This window comes from Vibrio lentus (assembly GCF_002875945.1).
Classification (GTDB): domain Bacteria; phylum Pseudomonadota; class Gammaproteobacteria; order Enterobacterales; family Vibrionaceae; genus Vibrio; species Vibrio apostichopi.
The window spans coordinates 1-213 of record NZ_MCZK01000087.1 but is presented as its reverse complement, the minus strand read 5'-3'; the positions used below and the strand labels follow the sequence as shown (position 1 = coordinate 213).

The window sequence follows — 213 nt, the reverse complement described above, 5'->3', positions numbered from 1 at the left end:
CCAATTGGAGCTACACCCCTATTTTCAGTTTTAAAGAGCTGAAACTCTGAATAAGTGGCGGAGTGGACGGGACTCGAACCCGCGACCCCCGGCGTGACAGGCCGGTATTCTAACCAACTGAACTACCACTCCGCAGTGGTCAACTCACTAAGTGAGCGTCCATATCTCCAAGTCGGTCAACCTAAAGATTTAATTTAAAGCCTGGCGATGTCC

Annotated in this window: 1 tRNA gene; it reads right to left on the bottom strand. The window is 50.2% G+C overall.

What is annotated here, in order from left to right:
• Positions 1-55: 55 nt before the first annotated feature.
• Positions 56-132, bottom strand: a tRNA-Asp gene (locus BCT49_RS05715).
• Positions 133-213 lie beyond the last annotated feature (81 nt).